The 22,061-nt window shown below is 39.5% G+C and carries 21 protein-coding genes, 1 pseudogene and 1 riboswitch; of the genes and pseudogenes, 15 read left to right on the top strand and 7 right to left on the bottom strand.

All coding sequences use genetic code 11. The annotated features are described in order from the left end of the window. Positions 1-7: 7 nt before the first annotated feature. From gatB to gatC, 3 genes are read right to left on the bottom strand one after another with little or no spacing between them, the layout of a single operon-like run. On the bottom strand, positions 8-1,453 hold the full coding sequence (gene gatB, locus ACLNCS_RS02270; RefSeq protein WP_004251921.1) for an Asp-tRNA(Asn)/Glu-tRNA(Gln) amidotransferase subunit GatB: 1,446 nt from the start codon (positions 1,451-1,453) through the stop codon (positions 8-10). Then, positions 1,453-2,919, bottom strand: coding sequence for an Asp-tRNA(Asn)/Glu-tRNA(Gln) amidotransferase subunit GatA (gene gatA, locus ACLNCS_RS02265; RefSeq protein WP_006147945.1), 1,467 nt, complete (start codon positions 2,917-2,919; stop codon positions 1,453-1,455). Before gatA ends, gatB begins: the two co-directional genes overlap by 1 nt. After that, positions 2,919-3,221, bottom strand: coding sequence for an Asp-tRNA(Asn)/Glu-tRNA(Gln) amidotransferase subunit GatC (gene gatC / locus ACLNCS_RS02260; RefSeq protein WP_006147946.1), 303 nt, complete (start codon positions 3,219-3,221; stop codon positions 2,919-2,921). The genes gatA and gatC overlap by 1 nt, the downstream gene beginning before the upstream one ends. Positions 3,222-3,433: 212 nt before the next feature. Between gatC and ACLNCS_RS02255 the strand changes: the two genes are divergently transcribed. The 3 genes from ACLNCS_RS02255 (at position 3,434) to ACLNCS_RS02245 (ending at position 6,589) form a co-directional block, all read left to right on the top strand. Then, positions 3,434-4,108, top strand: a complete 675-nt coding sequence (locus ACLNCS_RS02255; protein ID WP_424847033.1) for a TMEM164-related integral membrane acyltransferase — start codon at positions 3,434-3,436, stop codon at positions 4,106-4,108. 34 nt (positions 4,109-4,142) lie between these two features. Continuing rightward, positions 4,143-4,835, top strand: a complete 693-nt coding sequence (locus ACLNCS_RS02250; RefSeq protein ID WP_424847031.1) for a TMEM164-related integral membrane acyltransferase — start codon at positions 4,143-4,145, stop codon at positions 4,833-4,835. 209 nt (positions 4,836-5,044) lie between these two features. After that, positions 5,045-6,589 carry a peptide chain release factor 3 gene (locus tag ACLNCS_RS02245; protein ID WP_006147949.1) on the top strand — a complete coding sequence of 515 codons (1,545 nt, stop codon included), beginning with the start codon at positions 5,045-5,047 and terminating at the stop codon, positions 6,587-6,589. Between the two features lie 275 nt (positions 6,590-6,864). Here the strand turns inward: ACLNCS_RS02245 and ACLNCS_RS02240 are convergent, their stop codons facing one another. The 4 genes from ACLNCS_RS02240 to trkA all read right to left on the bottom strand — a co-directional run bounded on the left by ACLNCS_RS02240 (position 6,865) and on the right by trkA (position 11,213). Then, positions 6,865-7,569 (bottom strand): CPBP family intramembrane glutamic endopeptidase, encoded by a 705-nt coding sequence (locus ACLNCS_RS02240; RefSeq protein ID WP_004251933.1) that lies wholly within the window; start codon positions 7,567-7,569, stop codon positions 6,865-6,867. A 60-nt stretch (positions 7,570-7,629) separates the two neighbouring features. Next, entirely contained in the window at positions 7,630-8,256 is a 627-nt protein-coding gene (locus ACLNCS_RS02235) for a hypothetical protein (RefSeq protein ID WP_004251934.1), read from the bottom strand. 164 nt (positions 8,257-8,420) lie between these two features. Then, complete coding sequence (locus ACLNCS_RS02230; protein WP_004251936.1) at positions 8,421-9,860, bottom strand: TrkH family potassium uptake protein; 1,440 nt, start codon at positions 9,858-9,860, stop codon at positions 8,421-8,423. A 3-nt stretch (positions 9,861-9,863) separates the two neighbouring features. Then, positions 9,864-11,213 carry a Trk system potassium transporter TrkA gene (gene trkA / locus ACLNCS_RS02225; protein WP_004251938.1) on the bottom strand — a complete coding sequence of 450 codons (1,350 nt, stop codon included), beginning with the start codon at positions 11,211-11,213 and terminating at the stop codon, positions 9,864-9,866. Between the two features lie 462 nt (positions 11,214-11,675). On the opposite strand from trkA, the gene ACLNCS_RS02220 reads away from it, so the two are divergent. The 12 genes and pseudogenes from ACLNCS_RS02220 (at position 11,676) to ACLNCS_RS02165 (ending at position 22,015) form a co-directional block, all read left to right on the top strand. Next, complete coding sequence (locus ACLNCS_RS02220) at positions 11,676-12,179, top strand: tRNA (cytidine(34)-2'-O)-methyltransferase (RefSeq protein WP_006147955.1); 504 nt, start codon at positions 11,676-11,678, stop codon at positions 12,177-12,179. A gap of 53 nt (positions 12,180-12,232) precedes the next feature. Next, positions 12,233-12,467, top strand: a riboswitch (FMN riboswitch). 148 nt (positions 12,468-12,615) lie between these two features. Further along, positions 12,616-13,179 (top strand): ECF transporter S component, encoded by a 564-nt coding sequence (locus ACLNCS_RS02215; RefSeq protein ID WP_070677069.1) that lies wholly within the window; start codon positions 12,616-12,618, stop codon positions 13,177-13,179. Further along, the gene (locus ACLNCS_RS02210) at positions 13,169-13,819 is read left to right on the top strand and encodes a phosphatase PAP2 family protein (protein WP_414265146.1); all 651 of its coding nucleotides are present in this window, start codon (positions 13,169-13,171) and stop codon (positions 13,817-13,819) included. Before ACLNCS_RS02215 ends, ACLNCS_RS02210 begins: the two co-directional genes overlap by 11 nt. Positions 13,820-13,846: 27 nt before the next feature. Continuing rightward, positions 13,847-14,266 (top strand): annotated as a pseudogene (locus ACLNCS_RS02205) (chromosome partitioning protein ParB). A 341-nt stretch (positions 14,267-14,607) separates the two neighbouring features. After that, on the top strand, positions 14,608-15,033 hold the full coding sequence (gene rplK, locus ACLNCS_RS02200) for a 50S ribosomal protein L11 (RefSeq protein WP_001085808.1): 426 nt from the start codon (positions 14,608-14,610) through the stop codon (positions 15,031-15,033). Positions 15,034-15,129: 96 nt separating this feature from the next. After that, positions 15,130-15,819: a 50S ribosomal protein L1 gene (gene rplA, locus ACLNCS_RS02195; protein ID WP_254733615.1), complete on the top strand. Its 690-nt coding sequence runs from the start codon at positions 15,130-15,132 to the stop codon at positions 15,817-15,819. A gap of 205 nt (positions 15,820-16,024) precedes the next feature. After that, the gene (locus tag ACLNCS_RS02190; RefSeq protein WP_424847025.1) at positions 16,025-17,725 is read left to right on the top strand and encodes an acetolactate synthase large subunit; all 1,701 of its coding nucleotides are present in this window, start codon (positions 16,025-16,027) and stop codon (positions 17,723-17,725) included. Further along, positions 17,718-18,194, top strand: coding sequence for an acetolactate synthase small subunit (gene ilvN, locus ACLNCS_RS02185; protein ID WP_004251957.1), 477 nt, complete (start codon positions 17,718-17,720; stop codon positions 18,192-18,194). The genes ACLNCS_RS02190 and ilvN overlap by 8 nt, the downstream gene beginning before the upstream one ends. A 167-nt stretch (positions 18,195-18,361) precedes the next feature. Further along, entirely contained in the window at positions 18,362-19,384 is a 1,023-nt protein-coding gene (gene ilvC, locus ACLNCS_RS02180; protein WP_006147961.1) for a ketol-acid reductoisomerase, read from the top strand. A gap of 80 nt (positions 19,385-19,464) precedes the next feature. Continuing rightward, entirely contained in the window at positions 19,465-20,715 is a 1,251-nt protein-coding gene (gene ilvA, locus ACLNCS_RS02175) for a threonine ammonia-lyase IlvA (RefSeq protein WP_070677073.1), read from the top strand. A gap of 82 nt (positions 20,716-20,797) precedes the next feature. Further along, on the top strand, positions 20,798-21,694 hold the full coding sequence (locus tag ACLNCS_RS02170) for an SPFH domain-containing protein (protein ID WP_178895385.1): 897 nt from the start codon (positions 20,798-20,800) through the stop codon (positions 21,692-21,694). A 105-nt stretch (positions 21,695-21,799) separates the two neighbouring features. Next, positions 21,800-22,015, top strand: coding sequence for a hypothetical protein (locus tag ACLNCS_RS02165; RefSeq protein WP_004251963.1), 216 nt, complete (start codon positions 21,800-21,802; stop codon positions 22,013-22,015). The last annotated feature ends 46 nt before the right edge of the window (positions 22,016-22,061 follow it).

The following is a 22,061-nucleotide window of genomic DNA, read 5'->3' as shown; positions in this document are numbered from 1 at the left end:
AGTATATTTACTCGTTCTCTTTCAACTTAGCCAATTCTTGGGCAAGTAGTTTGAGGGCTACTTGTGGGTTGGCTTGTCCTTTAGTCGCTTTCATGAGGAATCCTGTGAAGGCCTTGTCGGCGTTACGTTTTCCTGACTTGAAGTCAGCAACAGCTGCTTCGTTATCGGCAAAGACTTGGTGGATAATTGGAATCAAGATATCTGGATCTGAGATTTGAACCAAACCAGCTTTTTCCACGTATTCACGAGCGCCTCCACCATTTTTAGCTAGGTGAACAAAGACTTTTTTTGCAATCTTAGATGAGATAGTGCCGTCTTCGATGATGGCAATCATTTCAACCAAGTTTTCTGGTGTCAATTCGATTTGTTCCAGTGTCTTGCCTTCAGCGTTCAAGAATTGAGCGACTTCACCTTGGAGCCAGTTAGAGACTTGCTTAGCATCACCACCAAGTGAAACTGCTTTCTCAAAGAAGTCAGAAGTGACTTTGTTGGCAGTCAACTGGCTAGCATCGTAGTCTGATAATCCGAGTTGAGAGACATAGCGTGCACGGCGCTCTTTTGGAAACTCTGGCAACTCAGTGCGCATTTCATCAATCCACTCTTCTGAGATTTCAAAGAGTGGTAGATCTGGCTCTGGGAAGTAGCGGTAGTCTGCAGCCCCTTCCTTAACACGCATGAGGATAGTTGCCTTGTTGGCTTCATCATAACGGCGTGTTTCTTGGCGGATTTGACCACCTGAGCGAAGGATTTCAGCTTGACGTTGGACTTCATATTCAAGACCCTTGCGAACGTTTGAGAAGGAATTGAGGTTTTTTAACTCAGTCTTGGTACCGAATTTCTCTTGACCATAAGGACGAAGCGAGATGTTGGCATCCACACGCATAGAACCTTCTTCCATTTTAACGTCAGAAATGCCAGCGTATTGGATAACCTCTTTGAGGGCTGTTAGATAAGCATAAGCTTCTTCTGGTGAACGCATGTCTGCTTCAGATACAATCTCAATCAAAGGCACCCCTTGACGGTTGAGGTCAACATAAGAGTAACCATCTGTACCATGCGTGTTTTTACCGGCGTCTTCTTCCAAGTGAGCACGTTCAATACCGATTTTCTTAGTTGTACCGTCTTCTAGCTCCACTTCAATCCATCCATTGTAACCGATTGGTTCATCAAACTGAGAAATTTGGTAGGCTTTAGGATTATCTGGATAGAAGTAGTTCTTACGGTCAAAGTGCATCTTCTTGTGGATGTCCATGTTGAGGGCAAGAGCTGCCTTGATACCAGCATCGACAACACCTTTATTGAGAACTGGTAGTACGCCTGGGAAAGACCAGTCAATCACGTTAGTGTTGGCATTTTGGTCATTCCCAAAGTGGGCAGAAGTAGGTGAGAAGATTTTTGAATTGGTGTTGAGCTCTACGTGGACTTCAAGTCCAATGACTGTTTCAAAGTTCATTAGTTATCACCTCCAAAAATCACGGGTTGTTGTTTGTGGTAGTCTGTTGTTGCTTCAAAAGCAGCAGCAACTTGGTAGATAGTTTCTTCTGAATACTTAGGACCAATCAATTGGAGTCCTACTGGTAGACCTTGAACAAATCCAGCAGGAATAGAAATACCTGGGAGACCAGCTAAGTTGACAGGAATTGTCAAGAGGTCAGCTAAGTACATAGCAACTGGATCGTGGTTGAGTGAATCCAAGTCGTAGGCAACGCTAGGAGCAGTTGGTCCCAAAATCAAGTCGTAATCCGCAAAGACGTTTTCGAAATCTTGGATGATAAGGGTGCGAACTTGTCCAGCCTTCTTGTAGTAGGCATCATAGTAACCTGATGAAAGGCTGAAAGTACCTAGCATGATACGACGTTTAACTTCTTCACCGAAACCTTGGCTGCGGCTGTTTACATAGATTTCATCAAGATTAGTTGCATCTTCTGCACGGTAGCCATAACGGATACCATCAAAGCGTTGCAAGTTTGATGAAGCTTCTGATGAAGCGATGATGTAGTAAACCGCTACACCGTATTTAGAGTGGGGAAGGCTAACTTCTTCGACGATAGCACCAAGTTTTTCAAAGTGCTTAGCAGCATTCAGAATGACTTCCTTAACTTCTGGGTCAATCCCTTCGCCAAGATACTCTTTAGGCAAAGCAATTTTCATTCCCTTGATGTCTTGACCGATTTTTGAAGTAAAGTCAGCAATGCGAATAGGGGCAGAAGTAGAGTCTTTGACATCTTCGCAGGCAATCGCATTGAGCAAGAGAGCATTTTCCTTAACAGTTGGTGCAAAAGGTCCAATTTGGTCTAATGAGCTACCAAAAGCAATGAGACCGAAACGTGAAACTGTTCCATAGGTTGGTTTGAGACCAACAATCCCGTTAAAGGCAGCAGGTTGGCGGATAGAACCACCAGTATCAGAACCAAGTGATAAACGGACTTGCCCTGAAGCTACAGCTGCAGCTGAACCACTTGATGATCCACCAGGAACCTTGCTGTGGTCCCAAGCATTTTTGGTTGCACCGTAGTAAGAAGTCTCACCTGATCCACCCATGGCAAATTCGTCCATGTTGGTTTTCCCAACAACGATCATGCCCTTAGATTTTGCATTGGCAACAGCTGTGGCATCAAAAATAGGTTCGTAGTTATAGAGCATTTTTGAAGCTGCTGTTGTTAAGAGACCATCTGTAGAAATGTTGTCCTTAACAGCTAGGGGAATCCCAGAAAGAACATTGTCAGCGTCAATTCCAGTTTCGTCAATAGCTTTAGCTTGAGCAAGAGCTTGGTCTTCAGCGATTGTAACAAAAGAATTGAGTGCTGTCTCACGAGATTTGATATCTTCAAGAGTTGCTTGTGTTAGTTCTGTTGCAGAAATTTCCTTAGAGACAAGGAGATTGTGCAACTCTTCAATCGTTTTATTGTTAAAAGTCATTAGGCGTCTCCTCCATCATCTAGGATAGCTGGCACCTTGATATAGTAGTTATCTTTTTCAGGTACATTTTTAAATAAGCGATCACGATCTGTTCCTTCTTCGGCCACATCAGGTCGGAGAACAGTTTTACGGTCAGCCATCGTTGTAGTAGGTGCGACACCAGTAGTGTCGACTTCACTGAGCAATTCGACCATATCAACAATTTTTGAGAGTGTTGTCGCAAACTCTGCAGTTTCTTCTTCTGAGAATTTTAATTTTGAAAGATTGGCAACGTGAGTTACCTCTTCTTGCGTAATTTTCATCGGATATCCTTTCGTGAAATGATGATTCTTTATCTGTTCTATTTTACCATATTTTCCTATAAATAAGGCAAGCCAAGCTAAAAAGAAACAGAAATTGAAAAATACTTTTTATTTCGATATAATGGTTGAAATTAGAAGAAAGAATAACAGTCGTTTTTAGTTGGTAAAAAGGATGTAGCATTGACTCAACTAGAACACGTTAAGGATGACATATGACGCTTTGGGAGTTGCTTTTTACCAGTAAAAAGACAGTTCCTCCTCATTTGGGAGCCTGGTACTTTTTATTACCTACTTCTTTGGTAATCATAGCTGTTTTATCGATTCGTTTCGCATCATCTAAAGGTTACAGAAACTTTTGGTATTGGGGACAATTGATTCAGTTGCTCATTATCAACGCTTGGTATATTGCTGCACGTCTGCCCCTATCTGAGGCTCTCCCTTTTTACCATAGTCGCATGGCTATGTGGGTGATTCTTTTTGCCCCTAATAAGACCTTTTTTAAACAATATTTTGCCCTGGTTGGAGTCTTTGGTTCTATCATGGCTTTGGTTTATCCAGTCTTTTATCCTTTTCCTTTCCCTCATGTTTCGTCTGTCAACAATGTTTTCGGACATTGGGCCCTCTTAGCTAACTGCTTGATTTATCTTGTTAGATATTATAAAGTTGAAAAAGGGGATATTTGGAAAATATGCCAGATGACTTTTGGAGTCAATGCCATTATCTTGCTTGCAAACCTCTTGACAGGAGGGAACTATGGCTTTATGAGCAAGCCACCTGTGATTGGGGATCATGGTAGTTTGCTTAACTATTTGATAGTAACCAGTTTGATGACAGGTATTCTCATCCTTATCAATCAACTCGTTAAATATAAACATAAGAATAGTTAATATACAACTGAATTCGTTACCTTAAGGAGAATTTATGCATCATTTTATTACAAGAACCCAAACGACGCCACCGCCTATTCCGATTTTTTGGTACGGTGTCATGATAGGCCTTCTTGCCTTGTCTATTTATGCTTCTCTTACTTACTACAAAAATCCCAAATTTGTTCGATTGTTTAAGTGGATTCAAATAGCGCAACTGCTAGCGCTCTATACTTGGTATATTGGATTTGGGATTCCGTTTTCAAACAGCCTGCCTCTTTACCATTGTCGTTTGGCCATGTTCGCGGTTGTATTCTTACCAGATAAATGGAAAACCAAGCAGTATTTTGCCCTTATGGGAGCCAGCGGAGCAGTGTTTGCTTTGGGTTATCCCGTTTTTGACCCCTATGATTTCCCGCATATTACCAGCTTTTCTTTCCTGATTGGCCATTATGCCCTCTTGGTCAATTCCCTGGTCTATCTCATGAATCACTACGATAAGACCTTGCTGAAAAAGTATCGAATTATCGCCTATACTTTTGTTCTTAATCTTTTTCTAGTTGGAGTCAATCAAGTGACAGGTGGAAACTATGGGCTTTTGAATACCACGCCTTTTATCCCAGATGCCCCTATATGGATAAAGTATCTTCTGGTTTCAATCATTCTTTCTTCAGCCTTAGTGCTCTTTGATATTTTGTTTAAAAAACGTTGGGAAAAGAAAATTGCTCTAGAAAAAATTAAATTTTGAAGAGATTGTAACTAGCGATACAAAATAAATATTGAATAAAAGAATCTTATAAGCAGGTCTAGTATCTTGACCTGCTTTTTCTTGTGTAAGCAATTGAAAAACTCTCTAAAATCCGATATAATGGAGTGTTGAAAGGAATGTTAGGGTCCGATGTAATAAAGAGTGATTATAAATTGAAATCATTAAAAAAGTAGAAAGAAAGAGAACTTATGAGTATTCAAGAAGAAATTAAGAAACGCCGTACCTTTGCCATCATCTCTCACCCGGACGCGGGGAAAACAACCATTACTGAGCAATTGCTCTATTTTGGGGGAGAGATTCGTGAGGCAGGTACTGTAAAAGGGAAGAAAACAGGAAACTTTGCTAAGTCAGACTGGATGGATATCGAGAAACAACGTGGGATTTCGGTAACCTCATCTGTCATGCAGTTTGACTACGATGGGAAACGGGTAAACATCCTAGACACTCCAGGACACGAGGACTTTTCAGAAGATACCTATCGTACCTTGATGGCGGTGGATGCTGCGGTCATGGTAGTGGACTCTGCCAAGGGTATCGAGGCCCAAACCAAAAAATTATTTGAGGTTGTCAAACACCGCGGGATTCCAGTCTTTACCTTTATGAACAAGCTGGACCGTGACGGTCGTGAACCACTAGATCTCTTGCAAGAATTGGAAGAAGTCTTGGGTATTGCAAGTTATCCAATGAACTGGCCAATCGGGATGGGGAAGGCCTTTGAGGGGCTCTATGATCTCTATAACCAACGTTTGGAACTCTACAAAGGGGATGAACGTTTTGCCAGCCTAGAAGATGGCGATAAACTCTTTGCCAGCAACCCATTCTACGAACAAGTGAAAGAGGATATCGAACTCTTGAATGAAGCAGGAAATGAATTCTCAGAGGAAGCCATTCTTGCAGGTGATTTGACACCAGTCTTCTTTGGCTCGGCCTTGACTAATTTTGGGGTGCAGACCTTCCTTGAAACCTTCCTTAAGTTTGCTCCAGAACCTCATGGACACAAGAAAACAGACGGAGAAATTGTTGATCCTTATGACAAAGACTTCTCAGGATTTGTCTTTAAAATTCAAGCCAACATGGACCCTCGACACCGTGACCGCATCGCATTTGTTCGAATTGTATCGGGTGAATTTGAGCGCGGTATGAGTGTCAATCTCCCTCGTACTGGTAAGGGAGCTAAACTTTCTAATGTCACCCAATTTATGGCGGAAAGTCGTGAAAATGTGACCAATGCCGTAGCAGGAGATATCATCGGAGTTTATGATACAGGGACCTACCAGGTTGGAGATACGCTTACTGTTGGCAAAAACAAGTTTGAGTTTGAACCACTACCAACCTTCACGCCTGAGATTTTCATGAAAGTTTCGCCTAAGAACGTTATGAAACAAAAATCCTTCCACAAGGGAATGGAACAGTTGGTACAAGAAGGAGCCATCCAGCTTTATAAGAATTACCAAACAGGTGAGTATATGCTAGGTGCTGTTGGACAACTCCAGTTCGAAGTCTTTAAACACCGTATGGAAGGCGAGTATAACGCTGAAGTTGTCATGACTCCAATGGGTAAAAAGACAGTTCGTTGGATTAAACCAGAAGATTTAGATGAACGCATGTCTTCAAGTCGAAACATCTTGGCAAAGGACCGCTTTGACCAACCTGTCTTCCTTTTCGAAAATGACTTTGCCCTCCGCTGGTTTGCGGACAAGTATCCAGATGTGGAGTTGGAAGAAAAAATGTAACTCAGTACCAACAATTGGAACTAAAGTTCCTAATTGTTGGACGCTAGTCGCTATTCGGCGAACTAGCTAACTGCCTTACTAACTACGTTTGGCAAATATAATCGATTTGCCAAACTCTGTGTCGTAATCTAATAAACGGTAACAGTTAAAAAGTGGATTAGCTACCTGCCTCATTAACTTAGTTTGGAATCACTCAAAGAATAAACAAAAAGACTAGAAATTAGATATATTTCTAGTCTTTTTATTTTAAATTATATTAGTAGTGGAACTTCTATTTATTGAAAAGCATCTATACCAACAACTTTGATAAGGAATGTAAGGAGGATAAGCAATAGAATGCTGACTCCATTATTCACTAGGTGCAGTAAGATAGACATCTCTAGACGTTTGGTGCGATAAGCAGTCCAAGTTAAGACTGCAGACATCCAGCCATAGATCAAGAAAGAAGGAAGATTATTTGGGATATGGGCTATAGTGAAGAGAAACCAACCTAAAATATATCCAATTTTCTCGTATCCTTCGAAGAGTTTAGTAGGGATGATACCTCGACAGATAACTTCCTCACAAATAGGTGCCACTAGGGCAACCACGAAAATGCTGGAAATTAGAGAGCTTTCTGACATGATGCTATTGATAGCCTCTTGATTCGAAGTAGTTGTTTGCTTCAGAAGTTGTAACCAAATCGCACCAATCAGATTTCCTGTGACAATGGCTACATAACTAAGAGCAATTCGAGGGGCGTCATTAATAGTAAAGAGTTTTGATTTTAGATTTAATAACTTACTTTTGTGAGCACCATATAAAAAGAGTGTAACAACAGCAGTAGAGACAAGTCCCACTATTAGAGATGACCAGATAGATCCAAGTTGCGTTTTTTGAAGTAACATTAAAGTCACGATAGGAACTTGCGATAGGCACATAGCGACAAGAAAGATTCCTAGCCAAATCAATCGTTTACGATAATCTTTAAAAAAATTCATTCATATATCTCCTAAAAAATTTATTTCATTATAGCATACTTCTGACAGGAATTCTATTAACTACCAGAACATAAGCGTAGATAAAACAAGTAAGATGTTTCGAATTAAATGACTATAGAAGGATAAATCTTGTCTTAAGGTTTTAGGAAATAAAAAGTTTAGAAAGCTGACTCCCAAAAGGATATAAAAACTGACAGAAAATATGGTTAAAGGATTGTGCAGAAAAAATAAACTAAGAAAGATAAGGGTTGTTAGCCTGCCTGTCTTTTTATGAGTTGGTAATTTTCTCCATTTGTTTAACGGCAGAAAGGTAGCAATATCAAGTCCGAAAAGGAAAAAGAAAGAGATGAGTAACAAGTCAACGATTTCTTTTTGTAGTAGAGTGTCAGTGCTTATGCTTTCAAACAAAATAAAACATACTCCAGCAAGGTTAATGATAACCATGCTGCTATACAATAAAAAGAAGGATCGACTACGATTGTGTAGCTGACTATTCACATAATCATGTCCTGAAAGATAGTGGATAAATGTACAGATACCTGCTAAAAACAGTAAGAGAAGTAAAAAGTAAAAGCAGGATTGTTTGAGTGTTAAAGCAATACCAGGCCAAACTAAGCAACTACAGCAGCCTAAATATACCAAGGAAATCAATAAAAGAAGTTGGATTGATTTGTTCATTTTTTCCATATAAAACCCCTACGTTTTTTTAAAATTATAACTAAAATGATTCATGAAAAATCATCATTTTCTCAAGTGTTATTTTTTGACTCTCAACTGTCTTTTAAAAATCTTATCAACAGAAAAAAACATCCCTCATTTTTTGAGGGATGTGCTTTTTGATAATAACATTGCTAACGCTTAGACCAGGTTCGCTTCATAAAGAGTAATATGATTGGATAAATTTCAAGACGTCCTGCAATCATTGCAAAGGATAGGAGGAGTTTTGAAAATGGACTAAAAATTGAGAAACTTGCAGTTGTTCCGAGAATTGGGCCGATGTTGTTAAAGCAACTGAAAACGGCACTCGTAACAATCATTAAATTGTCAGCATCTAAACTGATAATGAATATTAAGCTGAGTAGAATCATGACGTAAACTACAAAGTACTTGAGAATCTTGTGCTGGGTATCCTTATCAATGACCGTTTGGTTAACATGGAGAGTTAAAACACGGTGAGGGGATATAGTAGACAAAAATTGATTTTTAGCAATTTTAGCTAGAATAACTCCACGCATCACTTTGAGACCACCAGCAGTAGATCCAGCAGAACCACCAATCGCCATCAACATCAGTAGGATATACTGAGAAAACAAAGGCCAATTGGTTATGTTTCCGTAACCGAAACCAGTTGTAGTGATGATATTAGAAACTTGGAAGAAGGCCATCTCAAAACTTTGTGAAACGCCACTATAAAGGTGGAGTGTATTGAGAGTAATTAAGCCGGTAGAAACGACGACAATCAAGAGATAAGCACGAAGCTCCTCATCGAAAAAGAATTCCTTGACTCGACGAAGCATGAGATAGTAGTAGAGGTTGAAGTTGACACCAAACATCAAGACCCCAACACTCGTCAGATAGGTAATGAGAGAACTATTATAGTGGGCGATTCCATCATTGTAAACAGTGAAACCACCAGTCCCAGCAGTTCCCATAGCGATGACAAAACTATCGTAGAGTGGCATCCCAGCAAGGTAATAAATAATTACAAAGAGGGCAAACATAGCCAGGTAGAGGATATAAAGAATTTGAGCTGTATTTTTTAGCTTAGATACAACCTTACCAAATACTGGTCCAGGAACCTCTGCCTTCATAACCTCTAAGTGACTGTTTTTTGCATTGTCCATGATAGCTAGGGCAAAAACCAGCACCCCCATCCCTCCGATAAGGTGAGTAAAACTCCTCCAAAATAGAAGGGAACGGCTTAAGACAGAAACATCATTTAAAATGGTTGCTCCCGTTGTTGTGAAGCCAGAACTAATCTCAAAGAAGGCGTCTATCATATTGGGAATTTGTCCTGAAAAGACAAATGGAAGGGCACCAAAGAATGACCAGAGAATCCAACAGAGAGCTACAATTAAGACCCCTTCTTTTGCATAGATTCGCTGTTTTTTAGGCTTACTGATAATTCCCAGAAGACCTAGAACAACAAGGATTCCGATGGTAGAGAAAAGAGCTGTAAAAACTTGACTCGATTCTCGATAATAAAGAGCAATGCTAACTGGAACTAAGAGTAGACCAGCCTCGATCAAGAGTAGCTTTGCAAGAAGAAATCGTACCATACTTCTATTCATAGCTTACCTCTCTAACAGATCATAGATCTTGGTGATATTTGATAATAGTGTGATGACAACTAACTTATCACCGACTTGAAGGCTATCTTCACCTGTGGGGAAGATTGTTTTTCCATTGCGAATAATAGCAGCAATTAAAATATCTTTTTTGAGTTTCAATTGAGACAAAGGTTTACCAGTCATCTTGTTAGCTTCCTTGATAAGGAATTGAAGAGTCTCAACCTGTCCATTTGCTAGGTGGTGCATCGCTTGAAGATCTGAATATTGGGCATTGGCACGACCATGGATAAAGTGCATAATCGTATCAACAGCGATGGTTTTTGGTGTGATGATACTAGAAAACTCAGGCGCATGGATAATCTCTAAGAGACTAGTTCGATTGACCTTAGTGATGTTTTTCTGAACACCCACACTATCCAAGAACATAGATGTAATAATGTTTTCTTCGTCAACTCCAGTAAGGGTTGCGACCGCATCGTAGTGTTGGGCACTTTCTTCTAGGAGAATATCTTTTGCAGTTCCGTCCCCTTGTACAATATAGAGTTTTGGATATTTTTGACTGAAAAAGGCAGCTCTTTCAGGATTGACCTCAATAACCTTGGTATCGATACGACTGTCTTTTAACATACCTAAGAGATAGTAAGCAATTTTCCCAGCTCCTATGATGAGTAAACTCTTAACAACTCTGGACTTAATATAGTTGTGGAAGAGCATCATATCGACACGATGTCCTGTCACAAAGATACGGTCTTTATCTTCTAAAATCATATCTCCACTAGGAATCATGAGTTTGTGGTCGCGTTCGATAGCACAGACAATAACATTGCCAAACTTTTTACGGAAATCAGCAATAGACATCTGACAAATATTACTGAAATTTCGTACCTTGAATTCCATTAAGCTGACTAATCCACCTGCAAAACGCTCAACAGAAAGAGCATTGGGGAAGTCTATAATATTAGCGATAGCACGAGCTGCTAGGAGTTCAGGGTTTACAATGAGTGAAAATCCAAGAATATTTTTTTCTTTAAAGTAAGGGTTGGAATATTCAGGATTTCGTACACGAACAATGGTTTCCTTTGCTCCCATTTTTTTGGCTAAAACAGCCGAAACCATATTGACTTCGTCGTATTGAGTCATGGCAATGAAAATATCACAATCTTGAACATTGGCTGCTTCTAACATAGCAAAGTCAGCTCCGTTACCTGCGATTCCCATAATATCAAAACGGCTGGTCAAGTATTTTAGAACAGTTTCGTTCTGTTCAATTAAGACAACATCATGGTTGTCAGCAACCAGTGAACGACAGAGGGCAGAACCTACTTTTCCTCCTCCGACAAGAATAATCTTCATAGTTAGTTAACCTACTTTTTCAATATGTCTCTATCATACCTTTTTTTAGAAAAAAATGCACTCAACAACTGACTGTTTCCTTCTTTAATAAAGGGATTAGGGGAATTCGAATAAATATTTTGCTTTAAACATCATATTTTGCTTTAAACATCATATTTTGCTTTAAACATCATATGTTTATGAAAAAACTTGTTCCGAAAATTCTTAATCTATGTAAATTCTATGATATTGCTTGCTGAAAGTTGAAATTTTAACTTTTGTAAATATGCTTGTAAAAAAAATGAAAAAATCAAGTCATTTCTATTGACAATCAGGCTGAAAGTGTTATACTAAAAAAGTAGTTTCGCTGATTTACTTCAAACCTGTTGTGAGGTAAGTTAACGATGCCTTAACCACGCTGTTTGCTGAGCTTGACTCCGGGCAGTGTGGCTATTTTTTTGCACTAGTGAGAGGAAGCAAGGCATGGCCAATCATATTGTATTGTTTGAACCACAAATTCCACAAAATACGGGAAATATTGCACGAACCTGTGCGGCGACGAATGCGCCCCTTCATATTATCAAACCGATGGGCTTTCCGATTGATGATCGTAAAATGAAGCGAGCCGGGCTAGACTATTGGGACAAACTTGAAATCTATTTTTATGATTGTTTAGATGAATTTATGAAAAAAATAGATGGTCAACTCTACTTGATTTCCAAGTTTGCAGAAAAGGTCTATTCAGATGCTGACTTCACGATAGAAGGAAACCATTATTTTCTTTTTGGACGTGAAGATAAAGGTTTGCCTGAGGAATTTATGCGGGAACATCCTGAAAAAGCTCTCAGAATTCCTATGAATGATGAACATGTCCGTAGTCTCAATGTATCCAATACAGTATGTATGATTGTCTATGAGGCCCTTCGTCAACAAAATTTTGCGGGTCTCGAACTGGTTCATACTTACGAAACGGATAAGTTGAAATAAATACTGAGAAGAGATAAAATGCTTGCGCTTGCAAGCTTTTTTTGTTATCATTAGAGGGTCTTCAGGGCTGGGTGAGATTCCCGACCGGCGGTGACTTTTACTCGGAACTGTTCTTTTCCTTTTATACTTTGTTGCCAAGCTTTGCCTAACCAAAAGTTATGCCTACAGCTTGTCGCCTAGTCTAAAAGAAAAATCTCCATTTCCTTACTCTAAAAGAAGTCCGCGAGCGCAAGCTGATGTGGTGAGATTCCACAACCGACAGTATAGTCTGGATGGGAGAAGACGAAAGGATGGCTTTGTCTATGCTGCTTCATTATAATAGAAATAAAACCAGTTTCTTTGTAAGCTTAGGTTGTTTTTTGAGATAGTTAAGAGAGTAGATAGAGAGAAACTTTCCAACTTCTTCTGATTTTATAGAAAATTGGAGGAACCTGTTATGACAAACACACGTCGACTTTCGACCATTGCAATTTTATCAGCACTTTCATTTGTGTTGATGTACTTTGACTTTCCGCTTCTACCGGCAGCACCCTTTTTAAGGGTTGAGTTCAGTATCTTACCAGTTCTTGTAGGTTTGGTAGTCTTGGATTTACCAGCGGCTTTAGGAGTACTATTCCTTCGGTCCTTGTTGAAAATCCTTTTGAACAATCAAGGAGTTAGTACCTACATTGGTTTGCCGATGAATATCGTAGCCTTAGGAGTCTTTGTTCTTGCTTTTGGTCTGATTTGGAAAAAAGAGCGTACAACCATGCGTTTTGTCCTAGCTTCATTAGCAGGGACGATTGGTCTTACTTTAGCCATGTTAGTTCTAAACTACGTTTATGCTGTACCTTTGTACGCAAAATTTGCTAACTTCGATATAGAGAATATTCTAGGACTTAGTAATTACTTGTTGGCAATGGTCTTACCATTTAATTTGATTGAAGGAGTCATCTTTGCCATCTCATTCTGGTTATTATTTGTCCTCTTGAAACCAACTTTGAAATACTATGAAAGATAAACAAACATATTTAACAAAGGGCTCTTTTGCCCTTTTACTATTTGTAATTCTGGGTTATGTCGTTAAGTTTTATCCAGAACAATTGATACCATTTGATTCGTCTATCCAGACAGCAATCCGTGGAGATTTACCAGCTATATTGACAACTATCTTTCGAGGGATTACTCGTCTGATTGACTTACCAATCGTTATTTCTTGGGCAATTCTATTGACTGTTATTTTTTATCTGAAAAAGTGGAAGTCAGAAAGCCTTTTAGTAGCTGGCAATCTTAGTTTGGCTGGAATTTTAATTGTGTCCTTAAAACACCTCTATCAACGTCCGCGACCTGAAATTTTACACTTGGTCGAAGAAAAAGGATTTTCTTTCCCTAGTGGTCACTCGCTAGCAGTAACCCTCCTAATCGGTTCTCTAATTATCATTGTGGGACAGAGAGTGAAAGATAGGACTGTAAAGCTCATTCTCCAGATTTTACTGGGAATCTATCTAGTAAGCGTAATCATTTCCAGAGTCTATCTGGGAGTTCATTACCCATCAGATGTTCTTGCCAGTCTCTGTCTGGGTCTTGGAATTCTATTCATTGAATTCCCATTTTATGACAAACTTCGCTTTCAATGGCGCTTTACAGGCAAGCAAAAGTAGTTATTAACTCTTCTTGAGGAGATAAAAATGAAAGTCAATATTACAGATCTTCATCCGACTCAACTATACTTATCAGAAAAGAAGTTGCATTATATCCAGATGCTTTATCACTCGGTAGAGAGGCCAAATATAAACCCAATTAGTGTTCTTGCATCTGGAGATTGTTTGCTGATTACAGATGGGCATCACAGAGCTTACCAAGCTTTGTTAGCAGGTCAAAATACGATTTTGCTGAGTGGGATAAAGATGGTGGTGATGAACTATATCATCTCTATATGCAAGCTTGCGAGGAAAGAAAGATTTATTCTATTCTGGATTTAAAAAATCATATCTTGCCTGAAGATGAGTATGAAGCAAAATGGTACAACTGGTGTAATGGTTTTAATCAAGCAGTAACTCTCTTATTGAAAAGGAAGTTAAAGTGAAACAAATCATTCAAATAGATAGTTCTTTGATTTCAATCACGCCTCCAGACAATGTTTTGAACCCTTGGATTTGTAGAAAGTGGAAGTGCTGAAAAAGGGAAAAGCCTGCTCTTAAAACTGGATTCCTGCTAAACTTTATTATTTCTTATAATCGCTCAAAACAGGGCGGTTTTTTATTTGTAGTTCAGGACTCTTTCACGAAAGAAATGATAGCAAAATTCAGTAATAAAATTTCTCTAAAAATAGGATTTTTCTCTTGCATTTGAGATAGATTAGTGTATAATAGTAGGGTGTGTGTAAAACATACTTGTGGGAGGTAAAAATCTCTAAATTACCGCCAAAACCACAAAGGAGGATTTAAAAATGGCTAAAAAAGTCGAAAAACTTGTAAAATTGCAAATCCCTGCTGGTAAAGCTACACCAGCTCCACCGGTTGGACCTGCTCTTGGTCAAGCTGGTATCAACATCATGGGATTCACAAAAGAGTTCAACGCTCGTACAGCTGATCAAGCTGGTATGATCATTCCAGTTGTTATCTCAGTATACGAAGATAAATCATTTACTTTCGTTACTAAAACACCACCAGCTGCTGTTCTTTTGAAAAAAGCTGCAGGTGTTGAAAAAGGATCAGGTACACCTAACAAAACTAAAGTTGCTACAGTTACTCGTGCACAAGTACAAGAAATTGCAGAAACTAAGATGCCAGATTTGAACGCTGCAAACATTGAGTCTGCAATGCGTATGATCGAAGGTACTGCTCGTTCTATGGGATTCACTGTTGTTGACTAATCAATAACTTCCCTATATAACCCGCAAGACTTCATCATTTCGAGAAGTGACGTGGGAGATGAAAATCGATTGAACCACTTACAAGGAGAATAGAAAATGGCTAAAAAAAGCAAACAACTTCGTGCTGCTCTTGAGAAGATCGACAGCACAAAAGCATACAGCGTAGAAGAAGCTGTAGCTCTTGCAAAAGAAACTAACTTTGCAAAATTTGACGCAACTGTAGAAGTTGCATACAACTTGAATATCGACGTGAAAAAAGCTGACCAACAAATCCGTGGAGCAATGGTATTGCCAAACGGTACTGGTAAAACAGCTCGCGTTCTTGTATTTGCACGTGGTGCAAAAGCTGAAGAAGCTAAAGCTGCTGGTGCAGACTTCGTTGGTGAAGACGACCTTGTTGCTAAAATCAACGACGGTTGGTTGGACTTCGATGTAGTTATCGCTACACCTGACATGATGGCTCTTGTTGGACGTCTTGGACGTGTCCTTGGACCACGTAACTTGATGCCAAACCCTAAAACTGGTACTGTAACAATGGATGTTGCAAAAGCAGTTGAAGAGTCTAAAGGTGGTAAAATCACTTACCGTGCTGACCGTGCAGGTATCGTACAAGCTATCATCGGTAAAGTTTCATTTGAAGCTGACAAGTTAGTTGAAAACTTCAAAGCATTCAACGAAACAATCCAAAAATCTAAACCAGCTACAGCAAAAGGAACTTACGTAACAAGCTTGACAATCACAACTACTCAAGGTGTTGGTATCAAGGTTGACGTTAACTCGCTTTAATCAGTAAATAATCGAAAGGTTGGGACATTTTGTCTCAACCTTTTTTCTATATAAAAAGTAAAAATACGTATAAACTTTCTAATCTATTTGATATTGTAAAGTATCTAGATAGAAAATTCAGAAAATTGTTTCTTTTGTCTTGAAAATTTTTGAAAAAATGGTATTATAGAAACAAGTCATTTTATTGAGAAGAGAAAGGGGAACGATGGAGAAAATCATTTTAGACTCACCAAAGTCAGGTTCGGAACTCGTTTTGGAAACGCTCCGTGACCTAGGAATCGATACGATTTTTGGTTATCCAGGCGGCGCGGTATTGCCTTTATATGATGCTATTTATAATTTTAAAGGCATTCGCCATATTCTAGGTCGACATGAACAAGGTTGTCTTCATGAAGCAGAAGGTTATGCTAAGTCAACAGGGAAACTTGGTGTCGCAGTCGTCACAAGTGGACCAGGAGCTACCAATGCCATTACTGGTATTGCAGATGCTATGAGTGACAGTGTTCCCCTTTTGGTCTTCACGGGTCAGGTGGCAAGAGCGGGAATCGGTAAGGATGCTTTCCAAGAAGCAGATATTGTTGGTATTACCATGCCAATTACCAAGTACAACTACCAGGTTCGAGAGACGGCAGATATTCCACGTGTGATTACAGAGGCTGTGCACATTGCGACTACCGGTCGTCCAGGACCAGTTGTTATTGACTTGCCAAAAGATGTTTCTGCTCTTGAAACGGACTTTGTCTATTCATCAGAGATAGATTTACCAAGTTATCAACCAACTCTAGAACCTAATGAGATGCAAATCAAGAAGATCTTGAAGCAACTCTCTAAGGCTAAGAAGCCAGTTTTGTTAGCTGGTGGTGGGATTAGCTATGCAGAGGCTGCAACAGAGTTGAATGAATTTGCAGAACGTTATCAAATTCCGGTTGTGACCAGTCTTTTGGGACAGGGAACAATCGCAACCAGTCATCCGCTATTTTTAGGAATGGGTGGGATGCATGGTTCCTTTGCAGCTAATATTGCTATGACAGAAGCTGATTTTATGATTTCGATTGGTTGTCGTTTTGATGACCGTTTGACTGGTAATCCTAAGACATTTGCGAAGAATGCCAAAGTAGCGCATATTGATATCGATCCAGCAGAGATTGGTAAGATTATCGCTGTTGATATCCCAGTTGTTGGTGATGCGAAAAAGGCCTTGCAGCAGTTGCTAGCGGAGCCAATCGTTCGTAACAATACTGAAAAATGGATTGAAAAAGTTACCAAAGATAAGAATCGTGTTCGTTCTTATGATAAGAAGGAACGTGTTGTCCAACCACAAGCAGTTATTGAACGAATTGGTGAATTGACTAAGGGTGATGCCATTGTCGTAACTGACGTCGGACAACACCAAATGTGGACAGCTCAATACTATCCATACCAAAACGAGCGTCAACTCGTAACTTCAGGTGGACTAGGAACCATGGGATTTGGAGTTCCTGCAGCCATTGGGGCAAAAATTGCTAATCCAGATAAGGAGATCGTGCTCTTTGTCGGTGATGGTGGTTTCCAAATGACCAATCAGGAATTGGCAATCTTGAATATCTACAAGATTCCAATCAAGGTCATCATGCTTAATAACCATTCACTTGGGATGGTTCGTCAATGGCAAGAAGCCTTCTACGATGGTCGAACATCAGAGTCAGTCTTTGATAGCCTCCCAGATTTCCAATTGATGGCTCAAGCCTATGGAATTAAGAATTATAAATTTGATAATCCTGAAACCTTAGAAAAGGATTTGGAAGTCATCTTGGAAGATGTACCAATGTTTATCGAGGTAGATATTTCTCGTAAAGAGCATGTTTTACCGATGGTACCAGCTGGTAAGAGTAATCATGAGATGTTGGGGGTGAAGTTTAATGCGTAGAATGTTAACAGCCAAACTTCAAAACCGGTCAGGAGTTCTCAATCGTTTTACCGGTGTTTTGTCTAGACGCCAAGTCAATATTGAGAGTATCTCGGTAGGGGCGACAGAAAATCCTAATGTGTCACGGATTACCATTATCATTGATGTTGCATCTCACGATGAAGTGGAGCAAATCATCAAACAACTCAACCGTCAGGTCGACGTTATTCGTGTCCGTGATATCACAGATAAACCGCATCTCGAGCGTGAAGTGATTCTGATCAAGGTCTCAGCGCCTGCGGAGAAGCGGGCAGAAATTTTAGCTATTATCCAGCCTTTCCGTGCAACTGTTGTTGATGTGGCTCCGAGCTCCATTACTGTTCAGATGACTGGAAATGCGGAAAAGAGTGAAGCTTTGATTCGGGTTATTCGACCGTACGGTATCAAGAATATCGCTCGTACGGGTGCAACTGGATTTACCCGCGATTAATACTCTTCGAAAATCTCTTCAAATCACGTCAGCTTTGCCTTGCCGTACTCAAGTACAGCCTGCGCCTAGCTTCCTAATTTGCTCTTTGATTTTCATTGAGTAAAAAATAACTTAAATTTGTTAAACCAGCCTAAAAGGCAATAAATAATAGAAAAGAGAGAAAAACTATGGCAGTTCAAATGGAATACGAAAAAGATGTAAAAGTAGCAGCACTTGATGGTAAAAAAATCGCTGTTATCGGTTATGGTTCACAAGGTCATGCTCATGCTCAAAACTTGCGTGATTCAGGTCACGATGTAATCATCGGTGTTCGTCCAGGTAAATCTTTTGATAAGGCAAAAGAAGATGGTTTTGATACTTATACAGTAGCAGAAGCAACTAAATTGGCTGATGTTATCATGATTTTGGCACCAGACGAAATCCAACAAGAATTGTACGAAGCAGAAATTGCTCCAAACTTGGAAGCTGGGAATGCAGTTGGATTTGCGCATGGTTTTAACATCCACTTCGAATTCATCAAAGTTCCTGCAGATGTAGATGTCTTCATGTGTGCTCCTAAAGGGCCAGGACACTTGGTACGTCGTACTTACGAAGAAGGATTTGGTGTTCCAGCGCTTTACGCTGTCTACCAAGATGCAACAGGAAATGCTAAAAACATCGCTATGGACTGGTGTAAAGGGGTTGGTGCAGCACGCGTTGGTCTTTTGGAAACAACTTACAAAGAAGAAACTGAAGAAGATTTGTTTGGTGAACAAGCAGTTCTTTGTGGTGGTTTGACTGCCCTTATCGAAGCTGGTTTTGAAGTCTTGACTGAGGCTGGATATGCTCCAGAATTGGCTTACTTTGAAGTACTTCACGAAATGAAACTCATCGTTGATTTGATCTACGAGGGTGGATTCAAGAAAATGCGTCAATCAATTTCAAACACAGCTGAATACGGTGACTACGTTTCAGGCCCACGTGTCATCACTGAACAAGTGAAAGAAAACATGAAAGCAGTTCTTGCTGATATCCAAAATGGTACATTTGCCAACGACTTTGTGAACGACTACAAAGCTGGACGTCCAAAATTGACTGCTTACCGTGAACAAGCAGCTAACCTTGAAATTGAAAAGGTTGGTGCCGAATTGCGTAAAGCAATGCCATTTGTTGGTAAAAACGACGATGATGCATTCAAAATCTACAACTAATTTTTGAGAATAAAAATAGAAGGCGAGTTGGGGGGTACCTAACCCGCTTTTTATCTTGAAAAAGAATCAAGGAGAAGATTATGCTTAGTGCAAAAGATGTGGTGAAGGCCCACAAGGTTCTGAGTGGTGTCGTAGCCAATACACCACTTGACTACGATCATTATTTATCAGAAAAATACGGAGCTAAAATTTATCTCAAAAAAGAAAATGCTCAACGAGTCCGCTCTTTTAAAATTCGTGGAGCTTATTATGCCATCTCACAATTGACTAAGGAAGAACGTGAACGTGGAGTAGTGTGCGCATCAGCGGGAAATCACGCTCAAGGTGTTGCCTACACTTGTAACGAGATGAAGATTCCTGCAACAATCTTTATGCCAATTACAACGCCTCAACAGAAAATTGGTCAGGTTCGTTTCTTTGGTGGAGATTTTGTAACTATCAAATTGGTAGGAGATACCTTTGATGCCTCGGCCAAGGCAGCTCAAGACTATACAGTTGCTGAAAATCGTACGTTTATTGATCCTTTTGATGATCCCTATGTTCAAGCTGGTCAAGGAACAGTAGCTTATGAAATTTTAGAAGAAGCGCGAAAAGAATCCATTGATTTTGATACTGTCTTGGTGCCTGTAGGAGGTGGAGGACTCATTGCAGGAGTTTCTACTTATATAAAGGAAATGAATCCGGATATTGAAGTTCTAGGTGTAGAAGCCAACGGAGCTCGTTCCATGAAGGCAGCCTTTGAGGCTGGAGGTCCGGTTAAACTTAAAGAAATTGATAAGTTTGCAGACGGGATTGCTGTGCAGAAGGTTGGGCAATTGACCTATGAAGCAACCCGTAAAAATGTTGAAACGCTCATCGGAGTGGATGAAGGTTTAATCTCTGAGACATTGATAGATCTTTACTCTAAACAGGGGATTGTAGCTGAGCCTGCAGGTGCTGCTAGTGTGGCAGCCTTGGAAGTACTGTCAGATTATATAAAGGGTAAGACTATTTGTTGTATCATCTCTGGAGGAAATAACGATATCAACCGTATGCCAGAGATGGAAGAGCGTGCCTTGATTTATGATGGCATCAAGCATTACTTTGTGGTAAACTTCCCACAACGTCCAGGTGCACTTCGCGAGTTTGTAAATGATATTTTAGGACCGAATGACGACATCACACGTTTTGAGTATATTAAACGTGCTAGCAAGGGAACAGGGCCAGTCTTAATCGGGATTGCCCTTGCTAACAAGCATGATTATGCGGGTTTGATTCACCGAATGGAGAAATTTGATCCGTCTTATATTAACTTGAATGGGAATGAAACTCTATATAATATGCTTGTTTAATATCCTATAAAATTTTTATCATATCATTTGCCTAACCTATATACGAGTGCTATAATGTAAGTGAAGAAAGGGGGAGATTCCCATGGTTTTACAAGTTTTACTTGTTCTAGTGATTCTAATGCTTATTGTAGGAGCTGTGTTAGTGAGCTCTGTTTATGTCGTTCGTCAACAGTCTGTTGCAATTATCGAACGATTTGGTAAGTATCAAAAGTTAAGTAATAGTGGTATTCATCTACGGGCACCATTTGGCATTGACAAAATTGCAGCTCGTGTGCAGCTACGCCTTTTACAAAGTGAGATCGTGGTTGAAACCAAAACCCAAGATAACGTTTTTGTGACTATGAATGTCGCAACTCAGTATCGTGTAAATGAGTTAAACGTTACAGACGCTTACTATAAATTGATGAGACCTGAAGCTCAAATCAAATCTTATATTGAAGATGCATTGCGCTCATCTGTTCCTAAGTTAACTTTGGATGAATTGTTTGAGAAAAAAGATGAAATTGCATTAGAAGTTCAAAAACAAGTAGCGGAAGAAATGTCAACGTATGGGTATATTATCGTTAAGACGCTCATTACCAAAGTTGAGCCGGATGCAGAAGTCAAACAATCAATGAACGAAATTAATGCTGCCCAACGTAAGAGAGTGGCAGCTCAAGAATTGGCTGAAGCAGATAAAATTAAGATCGTTACAGCGGCAGAAGCTGAGGCAGAAAAAGATCGCCTCCATGGTGTGGGGATCGCAGAGCAGCGGAAAGCAATTGTTGATGGACTTGCTGATTCTATTAAAGAGTTAAAAGGAGCCAATGTCGAATTAACTGAAGAACAAATTATGTCAATCCTATTAACCAATCAGTATTTGGATACATTGAATAATTTTGCAGATAAACAAGGAAATAATACAATATTCTTGCCAGCAAATCCTAATGGAGTTGAAGATATTCGAACCCATATATTATCAGCTTTGAAAGCTAAATAATTATAATCTTAACGCAATAACTTTATTAATATATGTGTTTCAATTGACAAATACTATAAAAACATATAGAATAAAATTGCGTAAAGAAAAAAATAGGAGAATAACATGGCTAAGTCTAACTTTGAAAAAGTAGAAGCAGTTGTTAGCTGGGTTCGTGATAAGAAGATCACAGGGTATCGTATTTCTAAGGAAACGAATGCGCGTGAGATGTCTATCATTGCTTTGGCTCAAGGACGTGCAAAAGTTAAAAACATTTCCTTTGAAACAGCCCTCGGCTTAATTGATTTCTACAATAAAAATCATGAAAAATTTGAAGATTAGTCTTTGGATATAGGCAGGTTCGAAAAGAATCTGCCTTTTAATTTTT

The organism is Streptococcus sp. CL9.43 (assembly GCF_049737935.1).
GTDB lineage: Bacteria > Bacillota > Bacilli > Lactobacillales > Streptococcaceae > Streptococcus > Streptococcus infantis_I.
The sequence above is the reverse complement of the archived record's forward strand: the minus strand, read 5'-3'. Positions and strand labels throughout refer to the sequence as shown.

Excerpts from the sequence above, each read along its gene's own strand:
- gatB (WP_004251921.1), bottom strand. The coding sequence starts at position 1,453 with ATGAACTTTGAAACAGTCATTGGACTTGAAGTCCACGTAGAGCTCAAC.
- gatA (WP_006147945.1), bottom strand. The coding sequence starts at position 2,919 with ATGACTTTTAACAATAAAACGATTGAAGAGTTGCACAATCTCCTTGTC.
- gatC (WP_006147946.1), bottom strand. The coding sequence starts at position 3,221 with ATGAAAATTACGCAAGAAGAGGTAACTCACGTTGCCAATCTTTCAAAA.
- ACLNCS_RS02255 (WP_424847033.1), top strand. The coding sequence starts at position 3,434 with ATGACGCTTTGGGAGTTGCTTTTTACCAGTAAAAAGACAGTTCCTCCT.
- ACLNCS_RS02250 (WP_424847031.1), top strand. The coding sequence starts at position 4,143 with ATGCATCATTTTATTACAAGAACCCAAACGACGCCACCGCCTATTCCG.
- ACLNCS_RS02245 (WP_006147949.1), top strand. The coding sequence starts at position 5,045 with ATGAGTATTCAAGAAGAAATTAAGAAACGCCGTACCTTTGCCATCATC.
- ACLNCS_RS02240 (WP_004251933.1), bottom strand. The coding sequence starts at position 7,569 with ATGAATTTTTTTAAAGATTATCGTAAACGATTGATTTGGCTAGGAATC.
- ACLNCS_RS02235 (WP_004251934.1), bottom strand. The coding sequence starts at position 8,256 with ATGGAAAAAATGAACAAATCAATCCAACTTCTTTTATTGATTTCCTTG.
- ACLNCS_RS02230 (WP_004251936.1), bottom strand. The coding sequence starts at position 9,860 with ATGAATAGAAGTATGGTACGATTTCTTCTTGCAAAGCTACTCTTGATC.
- trkA (WP_004251938.1), bottom strand. The coding sequence starts at position 11,213 with ATGAAGATTATTCTTGTCGGAGGAGGAAAAGTAGGTTCTGCCCTCTGT.
- ACLNCS_RS02220 (WP_006147955.1), top strand. The coding sequence starts at position 11,676 with ATGGCCAATCATATTGTATTGTTTGAACCACAAATTCCACAAAATACG.
- ACLNCS_RS02215 (WP_070677069.1), top strand. The coding sequence starts at position 12,616 with ATGACAAACACACGTCGACTTTCGACCATTGCAATTTTATCAGCACTT.
- ACLNCS_RS02210 (WP_414265146.1), top strand. The coding sequence starts at position 13,169 with ATGAAAGATAAACAAACATATTTAACAAAGGGCTCTTTTGCCCTTTTA.
- rplK (WP_001085808.1), top strand. The coding sequence starts at position 14,608 with ATGGCTAAAAAAGTCGAAAAACTTGTAAAATTGCAAATCCCTGCTGGT.
- rplA (WP_254733615.1), top strand. The coding sequence starts at position 15,130 with ATGGCTAAAAAAAGCAAACAACTTCGTGCTGCTCTTGAGAAGATCGAC.
- ACLNCS_RS02190 (WP_424847025.1), top strand. The coding sequence starts at position 16,025 with ATGGAGAAAATCATTTTAGACTCACCAAAGTCAGGTTCGGAACTCGTT.
- ilvN (WP_004251957.1), top strand. The coding sequence starts at position 17,718 with ATGCGTAGAATGTTAACAGCCAAACTTCAAAACCGGTCAGGAGTTCTC.
- ilvC (WP_006147961.1), top strand. The coding sequence starts at position 18,362 with ATGGCAGTTCAAATGGAATACGAAAAAGATGTAAAAGTAGCAGCACTT.
- ilvA (WP_070677073.1), top strand. The coding sequence starts at position 19,465 with ATGCTTAGTGCAAAAGATGTGGTGAAGGCCCACAAGGTTCTGAGTGGT.
- ACLNCS_RS02170 (WP_178895385.1), top strand. The coding sequence starts at position 20,798 with ATGGTTTTACAAGTTTTACTTGTTCTAGTGATTCTAATGCTTATTGTA.
- ACLNCS_RS02165 (WP_004251963.1), top strand. The coding sequence starts at position 21,800 with ATGGCTAAGTCTAACTTTGAAAAAGTAGAAGCAGTTGTTAGCTGGGTT.